A 23,364-nucleotide genomic window follows, 5' to 3' on the forward strand; every position below is an offset into this window, starting at 1 on the left:
TTATTTAAGCAATATTAATACTCAAATTCCACTTTGCCACTAAGTAGCATTTTTGTGTTTAGTTTAAGCCATATTAAATATTTTGGGGGATGATTGCGTACATATTAAACGAATAATTACAATTTTTCACCATCCCTCTGGTTTTTAAGGGCCCATTCTACTTGCTGTAAAATCCCTCGCAGCATGTACACTTCCCCTGTTTTCAGGTGAGCGCGATTATATAGTTGGCGGAATTTTTCCATGCGACTAGCTGCCGTATGGGGATATACATAGCCAATTTTTAATAATAATGATTCTAATTGCTGATAGTATCCTTCTACAACATCTAAGGGTGCAAGTTCAGTTTGGGTTAAGGTTTGAGTCTTAGGTTGCTGGGCACATTGTGACAATTCATAACAGCAGATTGCTACGGCGGTAGCCAAATTCAGGGCTACATAATCTGGACTCGTGGGAATGCCAACAAACCGCTGTGCATAATTTAATTCTTCATTGCTTAATCCCCGGTCTTCCCTGCCAAAAATTAGTGCCGCGGGTTCTTCTGGTTCCTCCAGCAGCCAGGGTAGTGCAGTGCGGGGGTTTTCTAAGGGTGTTTCCCAACTCCGAACGCGACCAGTAGTAGCGATCGCTCGTACACATCCATGCAATGCTTCTGGTAATGTCGGCACTAATACCGCAGATTCTATAATTTCCTGAGCATGAACAGCCATCATCAAAGCTTCCGTCGATAGCGGATCGCATTGGGGGTTCACTAATACTAAATTATATAGCCCGAAATTTTTCATTACCCTGGCGATCGCGCCGATATTTATCGGCCCTGCTGGTTCTACCAACACAATTCTTAATCCAGCCAAGCCCATTTTTTTGCCTCCTGCGATCGCACCAGATAATATTTACAGGCTAATTCTCAGCGTTGTGGTTCTGCTGAAGAGTTTCCTTGAAATCATTTTAGCTGTGTAGGTGAATGCCTGTGTTAGCTCTGATGTAATATCAACGTTGTAACATCGCGTGATTTCACTCAACAATGCCACAGCCAGCCCAAATAAAAAGCTTTAGGAAACGTTGGTTTCCTCGGATTATCAAAAGAACTTTAATTGTGCTGTTAGTGCTGGGGCTATTATTAGCGGGATTCGCCACTTACACTGTGCGCCAATCCTTTGCTCAAGAAAGTGGCACAATTCAACTACCTGAACTCAAAGCTAAAGTAACCGTCCAGCGCGATAAATGGGGAATTCCCCACATTTATGCTGCCAACTCTCACGATTTATTTATGGCGCAAGGTTATATCCACGCCCAAGACCGTTTTTGGCAAATGGATTTTTGGCGACACATCGGCTCTGGGCGACTCTCAGAAATGTTTGGTTCCTCTCAGGTTGATACTGACAGATATCTGCGGACAATGGGTTGGGCAAGGGTGGCCCAACAAGAAATTCAAGAAATTAATGCAGAGATGAAGGCATACCTGGAAGCTTATGCCGATGGTGTCAATGCTTATCTTGCAGAGCATCAAGGCAGCGTCCTAAGTCTAGAATACGCTGTGCTAAAATTCCTCAATCCTGGGTATAAGCCAGAACCTTGGCAAATACTGCATTCTCTGACTTGGGGCAAGGTGATGGCTTACGATTTGGGTACAAATTTCCAGAGCGAAATTGAACGTGCCATCCTGCTTAAAACCCTTACTCCTGCTCAAGTAGAAGAACTTTATCCACCGTATCCTCAAGACTTGCCAGCGATTTTACCTGAGTTCGCAAAAAGGAAAACAGGAGAGGATGAAAATCCTGATGAGACAACATTTACCACCTTTGGTATTGAGGAGGTAATAGAGTCAATTACCAAGCCGATCATGGCTTTAGAACAACTCATCGGCCCCACGGGAATCGGTATTGGTTCTAATAACTGGGTAATATCCGGTCAGCGCACGGTTACAGGTAAGCCAATTTTGGCAAATGACCCCCACTTAGGTGTACAAATACCCTCTATATGGTACGAGGTTGGTTTGCACTGTACATCTAAGAGTGCAGAATGTCCTTACAACGTTACTGGCTTTTCCTTTGCGGGAATGATTGGGGTAGTTATCGGTCATAGCGATCGCATTGCCTGGGGTGTTACCAATGTGCTATCTGATGTAATGGATTTATACATTGAGAAACTCAATCCAAACAACCCCAATCAGTATCAGGTAAATGGCAAATGGGTTGATATGAAACTCGTGCAAGAGACGATTCAAGTCGCGGGAAGTCAGCCGATTGTGCAAACAGTGCATTATACCCGACATGGCCCGATTCTCTCTGATGTTTCGCCTAATCTGAAGCAATTCCAGCCAAGTCAGCCCTTAGAAGTACCGCAAAACTACGCTGTAGCACTGCGCTGGACAGCCCTAGAACCTTCCAAATTAGGGTATGCCATTCCCCAAATCAATCGCGCCCAAAACTGGCAGGAATTCCGCACTGCTGCCAGTAACTATGATGTCCCCGCGCAAAACTTAGTCTACGCTGACGTTGATGGCAATATTGGCTACCAAATGCCTGGGAAATTCCCTATCCGAGCCAAGGGAAATGGACGTTATCCCATTCCTGGTTGGACGGATGAATATGAGTGGCAAGGCTATATTGACTTTGAGCAGTTACCCAAAAGTTTCAATCCATCTCAAGGTTATATTGCTACTGCCAATAATTTAGTTATGCGTGAATATCCTTACTTGATTACCGCAGACTGGGTTTATGGCTATCGGGCACAGCGCATCGTTGAGATGATTTCACAACAAACCGAACCTATTTCCCTGGAAGATGTACAGCAGATACAGGGTGACGATCGCAATCTCAATGCACAAACATTAGTACCGCTACTGCAATCTATCACTGTTGACACACCCCGCTTGCAAGCAGCCCAAAAACTTCTACAAGATTGGAATTTGCAGTTGGGAATGACATCGCCTGTTGCTGCCCTATTTGAAGTATTCTGGAAACACTTGCTAGCAGATACGTTTCACGATCAGTTGCCTGAAAGGTACTTTCCGAATGGAGGCGATCGCTGGTATGCTGTGGTAGCAAATCTGGTAAAACAGCCCAATAGTTCTTGGTGGGATAATCGCAACACCCCAGAAGTTGAGAACCGCGACCAAATCCTGCGGCAATCTTTTACAAAGGCTGTGGATGAACTAGAACGTATTCAAAGCAAAGACCCGAAAAACTGGAATTGGGGCAAACTACACACTGTGACTTTTCGTAATGCCACCCTGGGTAAATCTGGGGTTGCACCGATTGAAGCTTTATTTAATCGTGGTGCTTTTGCTACAGCTGGTAACGGCGAAACAGTGAATGCTAACCGCTGGAGAGCAAATAAATCCTTTGAGGTAACTGATATTCCTTCACTGCGGATGATTGTAGATTTGGGAAATTTGGATAACTCAGTCGCTATTCACACCCCTGGACAGTCAGGCCATGCCTTCCATAACCACTACAATGACATGGTTGACTCTTGGCGCAAAATTGAATACCACCCAATGCTGTGGGAACAAAAAAATGTTACAAATAACACTACTGCGACATTGAAGTTAATTCCAAAATTGGCAGAGTAAAGGGCAATTACGAATTACGAATTACGAATTACAAATTAGTCGGTCGATAACCACCAAAAACAGCAAAGCTAAAATTTTTGTACCAGCAATCAACATTTTGAAACCCAGCCGCTTCTAGCCAGCGAAGTTGAATATCAAGGGTTGCCATGCGATCGTATTCCATGCGTTTTTGTGCAGCTTTAAGATTCTCCTCTGAGATCCCCTTAGCGCGGACAGAATCTAGCCAGTGTTGACGGTAAAGTTTTTCTAAATCATGGGTTTTACCCATAACTTGATCGGCGTTGACAAACATTCCTCCAGGATTGAGGACATCATAAATCCGTTGATAAAGAAGTTCTTTGTCAAAATCTGACAGATGATGAATCGATAAGGCAGAGATTATCAGATTATATGAATCACCTAAATCAGTCTCAATATAGTCACCAATTAAGATTTTGGGAGATTTACCCATTTTGCTAAATCTCAACTTAGCTTTCTCTAACATCTCAGGGGCTAAGTCCAGCAAGGTGAACTCTGCATTAGGAAAGACGGACTGCACCATACCTGAGTAAAGTCCAGTACCAGCACCTAAATCCAGAACCTTCAGCCGTATAGTGCGTAGGTGTAGCCCGTCGTAGACATCGCTTGATATGATTTCAACGGCTGTTTTGTAAAAGTCATCAAAACAGGGAATTAAGATCCGACGTAGGTTATCGTAATCTACTGCGGCAGAATTAAAAGCTTCTTGAATATTCATTATTTAATTTTTAATATGGGAAAACACTTCTTGTCGAGTCAAACCCAAATACGAAGTGTTTCCCCTATCACACTAGAGCCTACTACTTGATAATCTCCAGAGAACCATTGCTTGACGTACTGAGACTACCAGAGCTGGTCATATTTGCAATCAAATTTGTACCATCTAAGGTAACAGTGCCTGAAACCTGTGCATCACGAGAGGAACCACTAGAGCGATAAATTGATGAGTAGCCAGGCCCTTGATAGCGGCTATTGGATTTGCCACGGTAGGTATCACCTGTACCCGTCCACGTTAAATTCACTGTTGCAGTTTTGGAAGTCTCCGAATAGTAATCGTAAACTGTGAAAGTGCCATTCAAAGTAGCTGAGTTGAGCTTATTACTTGTGAAGGGAATGTTTTCACTAAAACCACTACCATAAAACTGCGCTCCGGTACAGTAATTATAGCTTGAATAGTCTAAGTAACCCCCTGTTTGAGAAATAGGAGCGCCAGACCCACTTTTAGTAGCACTGTCAAAACCATAAACAGATACGTAGGTATAACTACAATCATCAGATTGGTAAAAAGAGGCGTAAGCATTCTGCCCCTTGATTTGGTATTTAGTAGCTGTAGCAGCTAAGGCTGGAACAGTGCTTAGACTAAGTAGTGTCAAAGCAGTTGCAATTGCTGTTGCAGTTTTCATCGTTTATTCTCCATTAGTATTTGTTTCTCACAACATTTGGACTTATGCACAGCAGAAATTGACATTCCATGAGTAATGGAACTCGAACGCTTGAGACTAATGAGATCACCTTCAGGCATTTATTTACTTGCACAGGTAAGTAAATAATCAAACATCAATGCCTGAAAAATGCTGCATTATTCTTCAGTATTTGTAGTACTCTCTAAGCCCAAAAGATGTTTTTTTTAAACGGAATTAGTTCAATGTTAGGGATGTGCTTACTATTCAACTTCCTAGCACAAGATTAAAACCCGACTGTAGTCTTTATACAGTCAGACTTTTTCTAATTAGCAAAAGTTTTAAAGCTGTATGCCGAGACTAATTATCAAATATAACAGCCTCCTTATAACCTGATAAGTGATTTATGATATTTGTATAGTAGCATACAACTTGCTAGACAGAAGATGCGAAATACATAATTTGTAATCATCATGTAATCAGCAATTTTACAAAGAAAGGCAGAGGGCAGTTCTTGCAAAAGGCAGGAGGAAAGAAGTATTAACAGAAACTTTCCTTATCTACGAGAGGCTGCGCCAACAACAGAATTGTATTGAAACGCCCTCTTCCATGATGCAAAGCGTCGACAGCCTAAATAGGAGTTGCGCGTGGCTACCTCCTATTTCCTGCATGTCAATCCCACCCCTCACAATAACCCTAAGCCTTTTTCATTACTCTGGATAGAGAATAAAACAGTGTTTTCAGTAAAATCCTGAAAACACTGTTTTTCAAACGATGTATCAAAACGCAAAAGCGCTAAGAAATCTTTATCTCTTAGCGCCTTTGTGTAAGATATTTTCTCTAACTTTCTACACCATCTCAGATGAAGCTTGCACCATTGGTTGCGGCTGCGGCTGGAACATGAACAACGAGTACACAACATCTCGGCGGATGTTAACCATCATATCCAAGAAGAGTTCGTAACCCTCACTCTTGTATTCAATCAGCGGGTCTTTTTGACCATAACCACGCAATCCTACTGATTCGCGTAAGGCATCCATTTGTTGCAGGTGTTCCCGCCATAAGGTATCAATGCGTTGCAAGATAAAGAAGCGTTCAGCTTGGCGCATGAGTCCGGGTTGAACTTGGTCAATCTGTGCTTCTTTGAGATCGTAAGCAATTCGTACCTGTTCGTGGAGGAAGGCTTTAATCTCGCTGACTGTCATATCTTCTAATTGACTCGCTTGCAAATCCGCTAGCAAATAAACAAATTCTTTGACTTTCTCAACCAGCTTTTCTAACTCCCACTCTTCCGAGGGCAAGTCTACGTTGATGTAGTAGTCAACGATGTCATCCATCGTTTTTTCAGCGTATTTAATCACCTGTTCTTTCAAGTCTTGACCTTCTAACACCCGCCGACGTTCAGCGTAAATAGCACGACGTTGATTATTCATCACCTCGTCATACTCAAATACCTGCTTACGAATGTCGTAGTAATAGGTTTCAACTTTTTTCTGTGCGCCTTCCAAACTGCGGGTAAGCATCCCAGATTCGATGGGCATATCTTCTTCCACTTGGAAAGCATTCATTAACCCAGCAACGCGATCGCCACCAAAAATCCGCAGTAGGTTATCCTCTAAACTGAGGAAGAATCTCGTTGTTCCAGGGTCACCTTGTCTTCCTGCACGTCCGCGCAACTGGTTATCAATCCGCCGTGATTCGTGGCGTTCTGTACCAATTACGTGCAAACCACCGATTCCCACTACCTCATCATGTTCGCGGGTAGTAAATTGTTCATATTCCTGTTTAACGCGGTTGTAAGCCTCCCGCAATTTTAGAATCACAGGGTCGTCGATGGGAGCTTTTTCGGCAGCCACAGCTACCTTGTCTTCAGCTTCCAATTCCGGTAAACTGCGATCGCCATATTCACGCACCGCAATTTCTACTGCATCTTTGAGCAATTTTTCTGTTTCTTTTGTCAATTGGGTGGGGAAAATTTCTGGCGAAGCCCGCCAAGTTTTGACTTTTTTACCAGGGACAAAACCTTGACCACCACCATGTCCTGTAGGCAATCCGGCTGCTCTTTGCACGCCAAAGCTATCTTCATCTTCTGGCATGACGATTCGGGGCATGAAGTATTCCCGCAGTTTCAGACGTGCCATATATTCGGAGTTCCCACCCAAGATGATGTCTGTACCTCTACCAGCCATGTTGGTAGCAATAGTAACAGCACCTTTTCGTCCAGCTTGGGCGACGATTTCCGCCTCACGCTCGACGTTTTCTGGTCGGGCGTTGAGTAATTCGTGGGGAATTTCTAGTTGCTTCAGCAGTCGGCTGAGAAGTTCGGATTTTTCCACACTAGTGGTTCCTACTAATACAGGTCTGCCGAGTTCGTGCATTTCGGCACATTCCCTTGCGATCGCACCCCACTTACCCGGTTCTGTCTTAAAGACCATATCAGACAAGTCTTCGCGTCTTCTGTCACGGTTGGTGGGAATTACCGCAACTTCCAATTTGTAAATCTTTTCAAATTCCGGTTCTTCTGTTTTTGCTGTTCCGGTCATTCCACCAAGTTTCGGATACAGCAAGAACAGATTTTGATAAGTAATTGTCGCTAGAGTTTGAGTTTCTGGCTGAATTTCTACGTGTTCTTTGGCTTCAATCGCTTGGTGTAGTCCATCACTCCAACGCCGTCCGGGTAGCACCCGACCGGTAAATTCATCCACAATTACCACTTCATCATTGCGGACGATGTAATTTACATCTTTGAGGAAAAGTTCTTTGGCTTTAATTGCATTGAAAACAAAGTGCGCCCAAGGATCTTCTGGGTCAAATAAATCTGTGACTCCCAAAAGATTTTCGGCTTCCGCAAACCCTTCATCTGTCAATAGCACGTTACGAGCTTTTTCATCCACATCATAATGCTCGTCTTTTTTGAGTGTAAATGCGATTTCAGCGGCTTGCAGATACTTTTCTGTAGGTCTTTCCACCTGTCCGGAAATAATTAGCGGTGTCCGCGCCTCATCAATTAAAATCGAGTCTACCTCGTCAATCACGCAATAATTGAACGGGCGTTGCACCACATCTGCCATTGATGTCGCCATGTTATCCCGCAGGTAGTCAAACCCTACCTCGCTGTTGGTGACATAGGTGATATCGCACTCGTAATTTTTCTGTCGTTCACTGGGAGTCATGCTTGACTGGATTAGTCCCACACTCAGACCTAAGAACCGATGCACCTGTCCCATCCATTCAGCATCCCGACGAGCCAGGTAATCGTTTACAGTGACAACGTGTACACCTTTACCAGTAAGGCCATTTAAATAACTCGGTAAGGTTGCTACAAGCGTTTTACCCTCACCAGTTTTCATTTCGGCAATTTGCCCGACATGCAAAATGATCCCGCCAAGGAGTTGGACATCAAAGTGCCGCAAGCCTAAGACTCGCCGTCCTGCTTCCCGGACGACCGCGTAAGCTTCTGGTAATAGGTCATCCAGGGCTTCGCCTTTGGCAAGCCGTTGTTTAAATTCGACGGTTTTACCTTTTAACTCCTCATCGGAAAGAACCTTAATTTCTTCCTCTAGAAGGTTAATTTCAGTAACAGAAGGTTGATATTTTTTAAGCTTACGAGCGTTGGGGTCGCCCAACAAAAGTTTTAACATGGCAGATTATAGAACTGAATCAAGGGGGATGGGAATTAAAGGATCGGCATTGATTATAAACATTTAACCCAACCCAACCTTCTTGGTTGTGGATGGGTGTCAAATGAGAATTAACTCAAAAACAGGAGAAAAACTAGGCAATCAGTGTACTAAATGATTGGTTTTAACTCTTATCTTATATTTAGTCTTTCTTCATAGTATCATTTTGCCCCCAGATGGGGCCAGAGAAGGAGTAGAGTTAGGAATTAGGAATTAGGAATTAGGAGTTAGGAGTTATAAATTCTTCAACTTTTAACTTATAACTCCTCACTCTTCACTTCCATTCTGGTGTCAGGCGGCGGAAATTGAAATCACTAGCGCTGGGATGACAGCTGACACAGCTACCAAGCTGGACGGGACGTGGTAACTTAACTCCTGGATGCAAAGCTTTGAAATAACGCGAGTTGTTAAGGCGATAGGGTGTTTCTTCGTCGTCTCGTTGGACACGGGAGAAAGTCGAAAGATATTTCCACACCAAGATGCGTGGCGGATCGACTAAAGGCTTTAGTTGTGCGCCGTAGTGCTGTGAGTCTTGCAGGAGATTTTTCCAAGTTTGGGTGGGTAAAACGGCTGGTGGTAAGCCGATGTGGCATGTGGAGCAGTTTTCCAAATACAGTTCTTGCCCTAATTGGTACTGTGTTGGCACTACGTCAACAGTGCCAATTTCGGCGGTGGGAGTAGCACTTTGGGCATTAGTTGCCAAGGCAAGAAGCCAACCCATAGCTAGGCTCCATGTGACAATTACCAGAAGTAAACCGAAAAATTGGCGTTTAAATTGGCGTTCGGCGCTTTGCTGTAGTGCTTGGCGATCGCTATCACGGATTTTGCGCTTAACAAAAATTGACATTCCTCACATTCCCAGATATTTAGAAGTGGCGCTTGTGCTAATCATAGGACTTACGCAGTCTTGGCAGTGTTTCAGATTTTGCGTAAGTATTTTCGATAAACAACATGGCAATGAAAGCGATCGCAATTTTGTGGCTGGGTTTTCCGCGTAAAGAAGGTGCGAGGGATAACTGTTATGAGTTATTGACTAAAATGGTAGCGCGAGGAACTTTCCCTGATAGTTTGGATGAATTGATAGCAGAGTCCGAACTGACGCAGGATGAACCGGAGTAAAGGCGCAAACAAATAATGTACTTAATAAAGTAAAACAGGACTAAGAGAACAACTACAAAAATGGAGAGGCATCGAACTCACATTAACATGCACAAATTGAAGCAAGATAAGGAATCTAAAGTTTAGATTCCTTATCTTGCATTTAAGGAATGGAAACCGATCGCAATAACCGCTCAATAACAGTTCTTGCATTCCGTCCTCCTCTTGGGATAAGGCGATGGCAAAGAACATGAGGGACGAGAAATTTCACATCGTCGGGAATAGCATAATCACGCCCTAATAGAAAAGCTAGCGCTTGGGCAGCCCGTTGTAATGCTAATGTGCCACGCGGACTAACACCAAGGGCGATTTCCTCATCTTGGCGTGTTGCCCGCACCAATTCGAGGATGTACTGTTGCAAAGAGGTCGCCACTTTTACTTGAGAGCAGAGGTAACGCAATTCCTGTACTTCTGCCAAGGTAATACAAGGCTGCAAATCAGCAACCTTCACACCATTTTGGAGATTTTGCAGCATTTGGAGTTCTTCTGCTTCGGAAGGATAGCCCAAACTCAGCGACAACATGAACCGATCCATTTGCGCTTCCGGCAGGGGAAAAGTACCTTGATACTCAATAGGGTTTTGAGTGGCGATCACAAAAAAGGGCTGGGGAACTGCACGAGAGACACCATCTACTGTTACCTGATGTTCTTCCATGACTTCTAGTAAAGCTGACTGAGTGCGGGGTGTAGCGCGGTTAATTTCGTCAGCTAGGAGAATATTGGTAAAGACGGGCCCAGGAAGAAAAGTAAATTCGCCGCTTTTTGGGTTCCAGATGTTAGTGCCAGTAATGTCAGTTGGCAGTAAATCTGGGGTACATTGTAGCCGTTGAAACTTACCATCCAACGAACGAGCTAGAGATTTAGCGAGTAGGGTTTTACCAACACCAGGGACATCTTCTAGCAGGGCATGACCACCACCTAGCAAGGCTACTAGCACTAAGCGTATCGCTTCAGCTTTACCAACGATGGTAAGAGCCAGATTTTGTGTTAAAGCGTCAATTTTTTCTCTCATGCAGTGCGGGGAGTGGGGAATAGGGAATGGGGAGTTGGGAATGAGGATTGGATGATTCCCAATGCCCCATTCCCTAAATACATTGTTCCCACTCAGAACTGCTAACTCCTAACTCTTAACTTTTAACTTTGCTCTCCAGCCCTCAAAACTTCTTTAGCAACAATGCAGTCAAGTTGAATTTGTGTTTTCAGGACTTCTAAAGAAGCAAATTTTTGTTCAGGGCGCAAAAATTTCACTAGTTCCACAGCCAGTTTTTTGCCATACAAATCACCAGACCAATCGAACAGATGTACTTCAGCAGATGAATAGGTACCATTTACAGTTGGGCGGTTACCAATATTCATTACGCCTAAGATTTCACTAGGAGCGACATCTGATGTTTCACTGAAAGTGAAAACGCGGACAGCATAGACTCCTTGGCGGGGCAAAAACTTTTCTTTTGGTAGTTGCAGGTTGGCGGTGGGAAAACCAATTGTTCTGCCCAATTGTTGACCTTGAACGACAATACCAAAGAGAGTGTAGGGTCTTCCTAGTAGTAGATTTGCGTTTTCGATGTCGCCGTGCTCAAGGTTTTGGCGGATCAATGAAGTGCTAATGCGGGCATCCTGAGTCGGAGTAGTACTGACGCAACTGCTTTGGGTGGGTGAGTCACCTGTATAAGTTTGTAAGGGAACGATGGTAACGGGGATATTGTGCTTGGCGGCGATTAATTGCAAATCTTTAGCAGTACCACTGCGCTTTTCACCAAAACAAAAATCCTGCCCGATGCTAATTCGCTGGCATCGCAGTTGTTGCACAAGAATTTTTTCGACGAATTCTTCGGGGGTCAAAGCAGATAATTCTTTGTCAAAGGGTAGTAGTACTAGTTGTTCTACCCCAAGCGATCGCAATTGTTGGACTTTTTCATCCAGTGGCGTTAACAAAGTCCGGGGCTGCCCCGTAAAAAATTCCTGTGGATGGGGGTCAAAAGTAACTACTGTTGAGTAGGTATATTCTTGATTTGTCAGTTGTCCGTTGTTAGTAGTTAGTTGCGGACTACTGGCTACTGAGAACTGACCACCAGCGTGCAAGACTGGTTGAATTACCCTTTGGTGACCAAGATGAACACCATCAAACTTGCCAAGGGCAACAGCAGTCGGCGTTAGTAGCCCTTCGCTCGAAGAAGCAACCCACACAGAACACCCATTTTGAGACAAATTTAGCACGTGGATTCTGAAATTTTAGGTTTATTTTAGCTATCAGCAGGAAGCTACCTTATGGTAAACCGCCTTGAGGAGGACATTCACCAACTGCCCATGAGGTCTTGTGCAATCAGCCAGGGTGTTGATGTCACACCTTTTAGCTATCAGCCAAAAGCCTAACTCACGGTAAGTCGCCCAAGATGGGATCTTGTGCAATTAGCTTGATAGCTAATTGCTTAGTCCAGATAACCGCAAATACCAGAGCTAAAAAGGCTCTAGTTTCGTGTTGAGGCTGCAAAGAAGGTTTTACCCGACCATCACCCCAAGAGAGGGTATTTGTGGGTGTCTAGGCTGTGTTGGTGAATCTATAAAGTATGTCCTCCTGTTGTCGCCCTTATCCTGTGGCGCTCTGACAACTCTGGGCAGCGCTGTCTCACCGTGCAGCCACAGGTACGCTCTCGCGCTGAAAGCTTCTGATCACCAATCTAATCTAAAATCTACAATTCCTCCGATCGCAATCTTTAAGTAGAAAATTTACTAACAGGAAAAGATTCTGATAAGGAAACTGAGGTGGGAACCTGAAGTACCATTCCTTCCCGTGCCATAATAGCACCTGGAAATTTCTCAGATGCTTGTTTCCCGACACGATCCAAAAAGTCGTCATTGTGCGCGGGGTCGTGGTGATAAATCACCAGAGTTTTGACGTTAGCAGCTTGTGCCACTTTCACCGCTTCTTGCCAAGTAGAATGTCCCCAGCCAATTTTTGGGGTTTTTGAGCAATGGTATTCTTCGTCTGTGTATGTGGAATCGTAAATCAGAATGTCAGCATTACGAGCTAGCCACAGCACATTATCATCGAGTCGGTCAGGAAAATGTTCTGTATCGGTGATATAAGCAGCAGCACCACCAAGCCAGTTGACGCGGTATCCTACGGCTTCACCTGGATGGTTTAAAGGTGCTGTTTCTACAGTAACGTCATCGATGTGGATTGGTTGCCCCGGTCGAATGTCGTAGAACTTTAAATTGGCTTGCATAATCTGCAAGGGTACGGGAAAGTTCGGGTGTAACATTTGATCATTGAGGCGCTGTTCTATGGTAGAACCATCAGGTGCGATCGCGCCGTAAATATGAAAGTCATTCCCCTTTACAAACCCTGGCGTAAAGAAGGGAAAACCTTGCATGTGATCCCAGTGAGAGTGGGTAAAAAATATGTGAGCTTCTAACGGCATTTGGCGCAACAGAGATTGCCCCAAAACATGTAGTCCAGTGCCAGCATCGAAAACTAAGCGTTTATCGCCCGCTTGCATTGATATGCAAGGGGTATTACCGCCGTAACGAACAGTGTGTGGCCCTGGGCTGGGGATGCTGCCGCGAACGCCCCAAAATTGTACGGTAAATTGATTCTCTATCCTAGACATGGGTGTTGCTTGCTGGACTGAGCGGGCGATAATTGAAGAATTGTTACTTATTTTGGCTAAGTTTATGCTGTCTCACCAATTTTGCTAGAGGGAGGATTTCTTGGTAAAACAGCATACCCTGTTTCTAGCTGATTGTGTAAATGTGGATGAGATACTATCCAGTAGAATTTTCCAGCTTTTGGAGTATATGTGTATCACTTATTTCAAGAGTGCCCCTACGTTATAGCCTACATTTTTCTCAGATGCATTTGAATAACTCTACTTTTATCCTGATAAATCAAATGATTCACTGAAAATTGAATTCCCACTCAGATAATTTATCTAATCCAGTTGCGTAAGTAAGATTGTATTGTAACGGAGTTATACTGATGTAGTTTTTACGTACAACATGCACATCTAACGGTACATTTTGCGGCAGATTTGATCCGGTTGGGGGTTCTACATCCTCAATTACCTCTCCGGTTAACCAGTAGTACGTTTTTCCACGAGGATCAACTCGTTTATCAAACACATCAATGTAATGCCGTAGGCCTTGACGGGTAAGAGTAACTCCGGCAATTTCTTCCCATTTGACCGCAGGAATATTGACGTTGAGCAACATTAAATCTGGCAGCGGTTTTTGGGCTAACTGGTCTACGAGAACTGTGGCAAACTTAGCAGCAGCTTGAAAGTCTTTAGATGTGTGACTTGTCAGACTCAGCGCTACACTGGGAATGCCTTCAATTAGACCTTCCATTGCCGCAGAAACGGTGCCAGAATACAGAATTTCAGTTCCCAAATTCGCACCTTGATTAATACCAGAGAGAACCAAATCTGGGGGAGTTTCCAGCAAAGCCCACAGCGCCAATTTGACGCAATCTGAAGGCGTACCATCGCAAGCCCAAGCTTTGATGGCAGGATGAAAAATCCCTTCAACAATTTCGGCGCGAATGGGTTGGTGTAAAGTTAACCCGTGTCCAGTTGCTGATCGCTCTCGATCTGGGCAAACTACACTCACATCATGACCTGCCTCTGCCAAGTAGTTGGCTAAGGTACGAATCCCCAAGGCAGAAATCCCGTCATCGTTGCTAATTAATAATTTCATAGTCATTGGTCATTCGTTATTAGTTATTAGTTGTTTGTTATTAGCCATTTGTCAATGTCTGAGGTCACAAGCAGCAAAAAAATATTTATACTCACTAGTACACTGTGGCAAAAGTTTGACTACCTTTAAGACAAGTTGCTCAATCCCCAAGTCTTGTTAATTGAGATGTTAGCTGGATTGACGCGCCCGCTGTACTAGCCCAATCTTCTCTAACTAATAAACAGAGGTTTGGTTTTGACCCTCACTTTTGGCTAATGTTAATGGCATGGCTCTGAGTTGATTTATCGACCAGTTCACAGCTTTTGACTATAGACTAATGACTAAAGACCAATGACTAATAACTAATGACTAGCAATTTAGAAGCTCAACTTTTAGCACTGCGGCAGGAAGGAGAAAAAGCGATCGCAGCCGCCGATACCCTAGAACGTCTGGAAGAACTCAGAGTTAACTATCTGGGTAAAAAAGGCGAGCTGGGGGCACTGTTGCGAAGTATGGGGCAGATGAGTGCAGAGGAACGACCAAAAATTGGAGCGATCGCAAATACAGTCAAAGAGTCCCTGCAAACTAGTCTAGACCAGCAACGCGTCGCCCTGGAATCCGCACAAATTCAGCTACAGCTAGAGGCGGAAACTCTGGATGTAACTATGCCAGGAATTTACAGTCCCCAAGGTCGCATTCATCCCCTCAACGGCATTATCGATCGGGCACTGGATATCTTTGTTGGTATGGGTTACACCGTGGCTCAAGGACCAGAGATGGAAACAGATTATTATAATTTTGAGGCTTTGAATACCCCGCCTGATCACCCCGCCCGTGATATGCAGGATACCTTCTACCTGCCAGATGGTAATCTTCTCCGGACTCATACCTCGTCAGTACAAATTCGTTATATGGAAAGAGAAGAACCACCGATTCGGGTTGTGGCTCCAGGGCGAGTTTATCGGCGAGATAATGTAGACGCGACTCATTCAGCAGTATTCCATCAAATAGAACTTTTAGCCATTGACGAAGGACTAACTTTTACAGACCTAAAAGGCACAATTAAGGTATTTTTACAAGCAATATTTGGCGATTTGCCAATTCGCTTCCGCGCCAGTTATTTCCCCTTTACTGAACCCTCAGCTGAGGTGGATTTGCAGTGGAATGGACGCTGGCTGGAGGTGATGGGCTGCGGTATGGTCGATCCAAATGTACTTAAGTCTGTGGGTTATGACCCAGAAGTTTATACAGGGTTTGCTGCCGGTTTTGGTGTAGAACGCTTTGCAATGGTGTTACACCAAATCGATGATATTCGTCGCTTGTATGCTAGCGATTTGCGATTTTTGCAGCAATTTTAGGCATGCGTAATAGTTATGTACTGCAAGCAAGGTAAAAATAAATAATGACCTCAGTTTCCAGGTTAGATCCAGTTCTAGAAAGCATCGAAGACTTATTCAGTAGATGAACAAGAAACACTAATTGATCTGATACGTCATCGACTGGCAGAACGGCGGCGTTCTGAAATTGCTCGTAATATAGTTCAAGCACAAGTAGAATACCAGTCGGGTAAAGTGTTCCGTGGAACCGTTACTCAAATGATGGATGAGTTACGCAAGTGATAACTGTAGTTCTGGCATCATCATTTAAACGAGCATTTAAGCGATTGGTACGACGACAGCCAGAATTACAAGAGCGAATTGAAGAGCGGTTAGCATTACTAACCGCCGATCCATTTGATCCTAACCGCAGAGCAAGTACTCAATGCTGGAGAAAGCAATATACCCAGCAAGGCAAAAGTAAAAAGTTAAGATTTACTCATCAAAAAAGGTTTATAACCACTTTTATATCGCTATCTTTAGCCAAATAATATGTGTGAAGCCAATCCAATAGCTCCTCCTGCTAGCACTAACCAAGCTGAATTAATTTTAAATTTAAACACAGCGATCACACTCAAAACTGCCATAGTAATTGTTAACCAATCTACCAGTGCGGCTCGTCCTAATGTGTAGGTAACTCCTGCCATTAATCCTAAAGAAGCCGCATTCAACCCATCCAAAAATCCACTTGCCCAACGAGATTGACGCAACTTAGGAACCCAAGGATTAACCACCAACACCAGCACAAAAGCTGGCAAGAAAATGCCGATTGTACCAGCGATCGCTCCTGCATTTCCTGCTAGCAAATACCCAATAAATGTTGCGGTGGTGAAAACAGGACCCGGTGTAAACTGCCCGATCGCTACAGCATCTAAAAGCTGTTGTGATGTGAGCCACTGGTTGCGCTCGACTAAATCCCGTTGCAGAAATGCCAGCAATACATAACCACTACCATAGAGAACACATCCAATTTTGAGAAAAAAGACAAAGACGTTAATCCAACTGACTGATGTAACTGCTGCCGTTGTACTACCAACCTGCGCCAAAATACCTGAAATAGGTAACAGGAATGCTCCGCTTGTGTGTCCTCTGGCTTGCCAATTCTTGAGTAGCATCACAACGATACTTAGTAATATCAGCACCAAAATTTCATTCAATCCAGCTAAGTATGCTGCGATCGCTGCCATCCCTGCAATGATCGTCGGCATGTCTTTGGCTGCCTTTTTCCCCAAATTCCACACAGCCTGAATCACGATCGCAATAATTACAGGTTTAATTCCATAAAGCAGCCATTCCACTTGGGGAACTGTTTGATAGCGGGTATAAATGGCGGCTAATGTCCAAACTATTAGCATCGCAGGTAGAATAAAGCAGCTACCCGCAACCAGTAAACCACGCCATCCGGCTCGTTCGTAGCCAATGTGAATGGCTAATTCCGTCGAGTTGGGGCCTGGAATCAAATTCGTAATTCCCAGTAAATCTAGCAGTTTCTCCCGGCTCATCCACTGACGGCGATTCACCACTTCATTGTCCATCATGGCGATGTGGGCAGCAGGACCACCAAAAGCGATCGCCCCCAATCGCAAAAAAACCGCCGCCAGTTCTGTTAATCGCTGCTTCTGTTGTTTGGGAGTCAGAGCATTATAGGAAATCACTTCTTCCTCTTTCTGGATATCCTCAGCTTCTTGCGTCACTATAGTTTTCCTGATTAATTATGATGACAAAATTAGGATATCGAATTTCGATAACGAAAAGCTATATACTTAGAAATTAATTTGTGATACTATGCCATTGACTGAAAATACGGTAATACAATCGAGATTACGGAGTATGTATGAGTGATGTCAAGAAAGTGAGCGATGAGTTTTCAGCAGGTGGACAGCCAACCCCAGAGACACTAAAACAGCTTGCTGATGAAGGTTATAGGTCTGTAGTGAATCTGCGATCGCTTGATGAAACTGGAGCCTTAAAAGACGAACAGCAACAAGCAAAAACCGTAGGTCTTGAATATGTTAATGTTCCACTCAAGACAAATTCAGCCAACGACAACTTGACTGCAACAGTTCTCTCAGAACTAGAGGAATTGCCGACTCCTGTATATTTTCATTGTGGTGCAGGTGGACGAGCCAGTGCCTTAGCGCTCATTGCCTTTGCCACTCAACAAAAGCTGAACCATGAACAGGTTTTAGCAAGAGCAAAAGAACTTGATATCAACCCAGATCAACCTCACCTGAAGCAGTTTTTAGAGAACTTATCGTGAGTAGTAGTGAGTAGAGGAGATGACAATACGGTTTGGTTAAAGTTTTTTGATGAAAATTCTAGATATTAAAGACGCGATAAATCACCGTCAAGACGAAAAATTGATCCTTGTAGAGACGGCGATTTATCGCGTCTCTTGCCTTAACCGAACCGTATTGGGGGAGATTAGGGAGATCGGAAAAAGTACAGACGCGATAAATTACGTCTACTCCTCGAACAATTCACCAAATAATTCCCGTACCTTTTCTTTTGCGTCTTCTAGAGTCATTTTTCCTAAATCGGTAGCTCGGTAGAGTCGTCGGCTCTGCCGCCCCGATCTCTCCTCAACAGAATATAGATATCCCTTGCGCTCCATATCATGCAGCATTGGATAGAGTGTTCCAGCACTGAGTTTATAGCCGTGACGTGCCAGTTCTTCAATAATACCTAGCCCAAAAATTTGCTCCTGAACTGCATGATGCAGAATGTGAAGCCGAATCAAGCTTGAGTAGAATTCTCTTCCATCCATTGGGCAAGGCTTTTGCGACACTTAGAATTTCATTTTCCCTTATATCGCACTGGTTCAAATCTACCGCCTAAATATTTGGCGAGAAATTCTTATGCGATCGCATCCCTCCTCAAGCTATTTTCTAATATGGCAAACCAGCCTGCTACTGACCAATTGAAAATATTAAGGTGGTCAGTAAATCACACTAACCACCATGCGTGAGACTTTATTTAACTATTCCTGAATGACCAGGGATATCTGCTAAAGGTTCAAATCTGCCGCCTAAGTATTTAGCAAGAAACTCTTCTGCGATCGCAAAGAAATGCAACCGATTTTCTGGTCTGGCAAAACCATGTCCTTCATCTGTGTAAAGTGCATATTGTACCGGTAAACCAGCTTGCTGCATTGCGTTGACAATTTGATCACTTTCTGATTGTTTCACTCGCGGATCATTTGCACCTTGACCGATGAGCAAAGGTTTTTGAATCCGGTCAGCAAAGAATAAAGGCGATCGCGATTTCAAAAACTCCTCTTCTGTCTCCAAGTTACCGACACGATGGTAAAGCATTGCCCTCAATGGTTCCCAATAAGGCGGTATAGTTTCTATCAGCGTAATTAGGTTACTCGGCCCGACAATATCCACACCAGCAGCAAAAACTTCTGGTGTAAAAGTTAACCCCACGAGGGTGGCATAACCGCCATAAGAACCGCCCATAATCGCAATCTTTTGCGGATCGGAAATACCTTGTTCCACTAGCCAGTTAACAGCATCAATCAAATCGTCGTGCATTTTAGCAGCCCATTCCCGATTTCCAGCATTCAAAAATGCTTTGCCGTAGCCAGTGGAACCGCGAAAGTTTACTTGCAGGACAGCGTAACCACGGTTAGCTAGCCATTGCGCTGTGGGAGAGAAGCCCCAAACATCCCGCGCCCAAGGGCCACCATGAACCAGCAGTACTGTTGGTAGATTCTGCGTAGGTATTCCCACAGGGGTTGTTAGGTAACTGTGGATAGTCAAACCATCCCGCGCTTCATAGGAAATCGGTTCCATTGAAGCTAACTGCAACGTTTCTAGCTTGGGTTGGTTGCTAAAAAGGAAAGTGCTAGTTTTTGATTCTCGGTTATGGGCATAGTAATAAACTGGGCCATCGTCTGTGTTGTAAGCTAATAGCCAGTTTTTATCTTCCAAATCGCGGCTAATTAAAGAAAACTCCCCAGAACGTACCTTGGCAATTTCTTCAAAATCAGCGGCGATACTTTCGTCAATTACCTGCCATTCCTGTTTATCTTTGTAGAAAGAAACTGCTTGGATAACTCGTGTTACAGGCTGAATGACTATCCCCATAACATCATACTGCTCATCTTGGGCGATCGCTGTTTCTTCACGGGTATCTAAGTCAACAGCTAGCAGACGTTGGGCGTTAGCATCATGACTGCCTTCAATATAAAGTGTTTTGCCATCAGCCGAGAAGCTAACAGAATTCCCTTGTTCTTCTAGTCCCCAGTGACGGAGAACATCCCACTCTTTATCTGTGGTTTCCCGTAATAACAAATCGTAACCACCATCAGGAGTACTAGCTATTGCTGCACGTACTTGAAAATCAGCGTCAGCTGTCCAACTGATAATATTACCGGGGTTGTCAGTGTCGAACTCAACCGCACCATTTTTTAGGTTGATGCGGTAAACGTCAAACTTTTGGGGATTATTTAAGTTCAACGCTACCAGCACTTCATCTGGAAATTTCGGTTCTAGTTCCACGAGTTCGGCTTTCACGCCCTGGAATGGCGTTAAGTCACGCACAATCTTGGAGTGAATATTAACCAAGTGGAGGTGAAAGTTCTCGTCGCCATCCGAGTCTTGCATGTAAATCAACTGGTCGGCGTTATAAGTCCAGAAGAAAATGCGGATACCGCGCTTTTTGTCGGCAGTTAGTATTTGGTCGTCTTCTTGTCCTATAGTTCGCAACCATACCTGCAAAACATTTTTCTCATCAGGGGCGATATATGCCAAGTACTTACCATCAGGCGAGAGTTGTGGGCTAGTTTTTTCGGGATTCCCAAACAGAATTTCGCGCGGAATCAGCGGTGGTAGGGAGGGTGCTTGAGCAGATGACATATTTTCTTTTCATCCTCTACTTGACTACCCTATTGTCACTTGGTGGAGAAAATGACAATTCATCCTATTGGGTGAACCTAGAATAGTACGGGAACGCCTGAAGGTAAAAGAGCGCCCCCATGTAGAGACGCAATTTATTGCGTCTAAAAGACAGGCACATTAGAGAGAGGCGATAAATCGCCGTCTCTACAGACGAATTTACTCATCAATTATTCTCGGCGATGAGTCTTTGATACTCGTGAATGAGTCTTTTATACTCGCTGACGAGTCTTTGATACTCGTGAACGAGCCTTTTATACTCGGCGACGAGTCTTTGATACTCGCTGATGAGTCTTTTATACTCGTGAATGAGTCTTTGATACTCGCTGACGAGTCTTTGATACTCGTGAACGAGCCTTTTATACTCGGCGACGAGTCTTTGATACTCGTGAATGAGTCTTTGATACTCGCTGACGAGTCTTTGATACTCATTGACGGCAATTATCGCAATGTCCGCAACGCAGGTTAGCGGCTTCTTTGTCAAAACCAAAGGCGTTTAACAAAAACTGCCAGCGACACTGCTTAGTTGTCAGGTATTGATGCATCTGTTTAGCAGCGTGTAATTGTGATGGTGGCTGATTTCCTGCTTTTTGAGCAATGGTGTAATGAAAAGGGTCAAGCCAGTTTAGCTGACCACTGCTGTGGAGTAATGCCAGCGCTGTAGCACCTCCGGGAAATTTTCGGGTTACTGCATTCACTTCTCCCTGTTTCGGTAATTTTTTCACAAGTTGCTGCGCTATTTGTTGTTGCGATCGCATTTGCTCTTGAAAAAAATCCTGTCTTTGCTTATCCTCTGGATCTAGCCACCCAGTAGGTTCACTCACCAATGTCAAAGCTTGGGCTGGTTTCCCATCTCTTCCAGCGCGGCCTATTTCTTGCACATATTCAGATAGCAGATGTGGCGCGTGAAAATGGGCTACCCAACGAACATCACTTTTATTAATCCCCATACCAAACGCACAGGTACACACAACAAAGGGAATTTTGCCGCTTAACCAGCTTGCTTCTACTGCACGGCGTTCGGTTGCACCTAATCCCGCATGATAACTAGCTGTGGCATAACCCATCTCTGCTAACCATTCAGCTAAATCTTCGCTATCTCGCCGAGTGCGAACATAAACTAATCCCGATTGTTGCGGTCTATTTTGAATAAACTTTAATAATTGTTGTTTTCTACCTCGTGGTGTCCAAGCAATGCGAACGCTGGGATGCAAATTAGGACGGTAGGGATTCAAGCGAAAAATCTCTGGTTGCTGTAATTGTAAAACTGTTTGAATAATCTTTTGGGCTGAGGGGTCAGCAGTAGCAGTAAAAGCAGCGATACTGATTTTTGTTCCTGGTGGTTTTGATTTTAGCAATGCCGGACGTACCGCCCCTAATCTGCGGTAAGCTGGGCGAAACGTATCACCCCACTGCACTAAACAATGAGCTTCATCTAAAATTAAGCCATTAATTTGCAATTGTGGGTGAGACAATGTTTCCCACACAGGCGTACTTAGCAAAGTTTCTGGTGACAAATACAGTAATCTTAACTGTTGACGTTCCAAAGCTTGCAGAGTTACACGGCGTTGAGATGAAGACAATTCACTATGCAAAAGTGCTGCTTTTTGGTGGCTTTCTCGTAGTTCCTGTACTTGATTTTCCATCAACGCCACCAAGGGCGAAACTACTAAAGTTAATCCTGTTTGTAGGAGTGCAGGAAGTTGAAAACAAATCGACTTACCTCCACCTGTGGGCATAATAATCAGCGCATCTTTTTTCGCCAATAAACTGCTGACAATTTCTCCTTGTGGCGGACGGAAATCTTCATAACCCCAGATTTTTTGAAAAGTTGCACGAACTTCTTGCCAAGATTTTGTTGTAGGCTGATTCATAATCAATGCTAGATGCACATATATCCTTGAATACTGAAATATAGCCTTTATTATCCAGCTAATGGTTCAGTAATTTCATCATCTGACACTGCAACTCACTGACCGAAAGAATGAATTATAATTAATTATTGTTTTCCGACATATTAAATAAAAGATGTAGCCGGATGAACGAAGAATTAAAACATAAGTTTTACATTAGCACTGATAAATCTAAATTAAATATTCAAATGATTCATGATTTTTTAGAAACTTCCTATTGGGCTGAAAACATCCGATTAGCTACTGTTGAAAAATCAATAAACAATTCTTTCTGTTTTGGACTTTATGAAGGTAATCAACAAGTTGGCTTTGCGAGAGTCATCACTGATTATGCAACTTCTGCGTTATTAAAAGATGTTTTTATTCTGGAGCCTTATCGAGGACAGGGTTTAGGAAAATGGTTTGTAGAATATATTTTGGAATATCCAGAACTGCAAGATGTGCAAAGGTGGTTGTTAGGTACAAAAGATGCTCATGGACTTTATCGCCGTTATGGTTTTAAAAATTTGACAGAGCCGGAAAAAATCATGATGCGTTTAAATCCTAATACTTATCAATCATGAGTAAGAGGATATTTTAAAAGTATTAGGCGAGTAGAAATCGCTACTACACAAACATAGGCGCTTTGCTGCTTACCACAGGGTAGTCCACCTGCATAGACTACCCAAAA

The 23,364-nt window shown here is 43.8% G+C and carries 19 protein-coding genes; 6 read left to right on the forward strand and 13 right to left on the reverse strand.

All coding sequences use genetic code 11. The annotated features are described in order from the left end of the window. Positions 1–116: 116 nt before the first annotated feature. A complete protein-coding gene (locus ACEYW6_RS11910) occupies positions 117–857 on the reverse strand; it encodes an RNA methyltransferase (protein WP_190892406.1) in 741 nt (246 codons plus the stop codon). 164 nt (positions 858–1,021) lie between these two features. On the opposite strand from ACEYW6_RS11910, the gene ACEYW6_RS11915 reads away from it, so the two are divergent. Further along, complete coding sequence (locus tag ACEYW6_RS11915) at positions 1,022–3,574, forward strand: penicillin acylase family protein (protein ID WP_412979854.1); 2,553 nt, start codon at positions 1,022–1,024, stop codon at positions 3,572–3,574. Positions 3,575–3,602: 28 nt separating this feature from the next. Here the strand turns inward: ACEYW6_RS11915 and ACEYW6_RS11920 are convergent, their stop codons facing one another. The 4 genes from ACEYW6_RS11920 to ACEYW6_RS11935 form a co-directional block, all read right to left on the reverse strand. After that, on the reverse strand, positions 3,603–4,310 hold the full coding sequence (locus ACEYW6_RS11920) for a class I SAM-dependent methyltransferase (protein WP_412979855.1): 708 nt from the start codon (positions 4,308–4,310) through the stop codon (positions 3,603–3,605). A gap of 82 nt (positions 4,311–4,392) precedes the next feature. After that, a complete protein-coding gene (locus tag ACEYW6_RS11925) occupies positions 4,393–4,995 on the reverse strand; it encodes a hypothetical protein (RefSeq protein ID WP_412979856.1) in 603 nt (200 codons plus the stop codon). 845 nt (positions 4,996–5,840) lie between these two features. Then, positions 5,841–8,633 (reverse strand): preprotein translocase subunit SecA, encoded by a 2,793-nt coding sequence (secA, locus tag ACEYW6_RS11930; RefSeq protein WP_412979857.1) that lies wholly within the window; start codon positions 8,631–8,633, stop codon positions 5,841–5,843. A 313-nt stretch (positions 8,634–8,946) separates the two neighbouring features. After that, complete coding sequence (locus ACEYW6_RS11935) at positions 8,947–9,519, reverse strand: cytochrome C (RefSeq protein WP_412979858.1); 573 nt, start codon at positions 9,517–9,519, stop codon at positions 8,947–8,949. A gap of 110 nt (positions 9,520–9,629) precedes the next feature. On the opposite strand from ACEYW6_RS11935, the gene ACEYW6_RS11940 reads away from it, so the two are divergent. Further along, positions 9,630–9,791: a type II toxin-antitoxin system YhaV family toxin gene (locus ACEYW6_RS11940; RefSeq protein ID WP_412979859.1), complete on the forward strand. Its 162-nt coding sequence runs from the start codon at positions 9,630–9,632 to the stop codon at positions 9,789–9,791. 142 nt (positions 9,792–9,933) lie between these two features. Here the strand turns inward: ACEYW6_RS11940 and ACEYW6_RS11945 are convergent, their stop codons facing one another. The 4 genes from ACEYW6_RS11945 to surE all read right to left on the reverse strand — a co-directional run bounded on the left by ACEYW6_RS11945 (position 9,934) and on the right by surE (position 14,525). Then, a complete protein-coding gene (locus tag ACEYW6_RS11945) occupies positions 9,934–10,842 on the reverse strand; it encodes an AAA family ATPase (RefSeq protein ID WP_412979860.1) in 909 nt (302 codons plus the stop codon). Between the two features lie 122 nt (positions 10,843–10,964). Beyond that, entirely contained in the window at positions 10,965–12,047 is a 1,083-nt protein-coding gene (locus ACEYW6_RS11950) for a bifunctional riboflavin kinase/FAD synthetase (protein ID WP_412979861.1), read from the reverse strand. A gap of 497 nt (positions 12,048–12,544) precedes the next feature. Further along, complete coding sequence (locus ACEYW6_RS11955; RefSeq protein WP_412979862.1) at positions 12,545–13,441, reverse strand: MBL fold metallo-hydrolase; 897 nt, start codon at positions 13,439–13,441, stop codon at positions 12,545–12,547. A gap of 286 nt (positions 13,442–13,727) precedes the next feature. Beyond that, the gene (gene surE, locus ACEYW6_RS11960) at positions 13,728–14,525 is read right to left on the reverse strand and encodes a 5'/3'-nucleotidase SurE (protein ID WP_412979970.1); all 798 of its coding nucleotides are present in this window, start codon (positions 14,523–14,525) and stop codon (positions 13,728–13,730) included. Positions 14,526–14,869: 344 nt separating this feature from the next. On the opposite strand from surE, the gene pheS reads away from it, so the two are divergent. Then, on the forward strand, positions 14,870–15,862 hold the full coding sequence (gene pheS / locus ACEYW6_RS11965; protein ID WP_190892424.1) for a phenylalanine--tRNA ligase subunit alpha: 993 nt from the start codon (positions 14,870–14,872) through the stop codon (positions 15,860–15,862). Positions 15,863–16,119: 257 nt separating this feature from the next. After that, positions 16,120–16,371 (forward strand): hypothetical protein, encoded by a 252-nt coding sequence (locus ACEYW6_RS11970; RefSeq protein WP_412979863.1) that lies wholly within the window; start codon positions 16,120–16,122, stop codon positions 16,369–16,371. On the opposite strand, the gene ACEYW6_RS11975 is transcribed toward ACEYW6_RS11970, so the two are convergent. After that, positions 16,360–17,574 (reverse strand): chromate transporter, encoded by a 1,215-nt coding sequence (locus ACEYW6_RS11975; RefSeq protein WP_412979864.1) that lies wholly within the window; start codon positions 17,572–17,574, stop codon positions 16,360–16,362. The genes ACEYW6_RS11970 and ACEYW6_RS11975 overlap by 12 nt on opposite strands. A gap of 140 nt (positions 17,575–17,714) precedes the next feature. Between ACEYW6_RS11975 and ACEYW6_RS11980 the strand changes: the two genes are divergently transcribed. After that, positions 17,715–18,140 (forward strand): fused DSP-PTPase phosphatase/NAD kinase-like protein, encoded by a 426-nt coding sequence (locus ACEYW6_RS11980; protein ID WP_412979865.1) that lies wholly within the window; start codon positions 17,715–17,717, stop codon positions 18,138–18,140. A 204-nt stretch (positions 18,141–18,344) separates the two neighbouring features. Here ACEYW6_RS11980 and ACEYW6_RS11985 read toward each other — a convergent pair whose 3' ends face one another. From ACEYW6_RS11985 to ACEYW6_RS11995, 3 genes are all read right to left on the reverse strand, one after another. Next, on the reverse strand, positions 18,345–18,647 hold the full coding sequence (locus ACEYW6_RS11985) for a PadR family transcriptional regulator (protein WP_069074159.1): 303 nt from the start codon (positions 18,645–18,647) through the stop codon (positions 18,345–18,347). A gap of 205 nt (positions 18,648–18,852) precedes the next feature. Then, entirely contained in the window at positions 18,853–20,742 is a 1,890-nt protein-coding gene (locus ACEYW6_RS11990) for a S9 family peptidase (RefSeq protein ID WP_412979866.1), read from the reverse strand. Positions 20,743–21,209: 467 nt separating this feature from the next. Next, complete coding sequence (locus ACEYW6_RS11995) at positions 21,210–22,655, reverse strand: RecQ family ATP-dependent DNA helicase (protein WP_412979867.1); 1,446 nt, start codon at positions 22,653–22,655, stop codon at positions 21,210–21,212. Positions 22,656–22,819: 164 nt separating this feature from the next. Here ACEYW6_RS11995 and ACEYW6_RS12000 point away from each other — a divergent pair, with 164 nt between their 5' ends. After that, positions 22,820–23,257: a GNAT family N-acetyltransferase gene (locus ACEYW6_RS12000; RefSeq protein WP_412979868.1), complete on the forward strand. Its 438-nt coding sequence runs from the start codon at positions 22,820–22,822 to the stop codon at positions 23,255–23,257. Positions 23,258–23,364: the final 107 nt, after the last annotated feature.

This window comes from Nostoc sp. UIC 10607 (genome assembly GCF_047228265.1).
In the GTDB taxonomy this organism is placed as follows: domain Bacteria; phylum Cyanobacteriota; class Cyanobacteriia; order Cyanobacteriales; family Nostocaceae; genus Nostoc; species Nostoc foliaceum_A.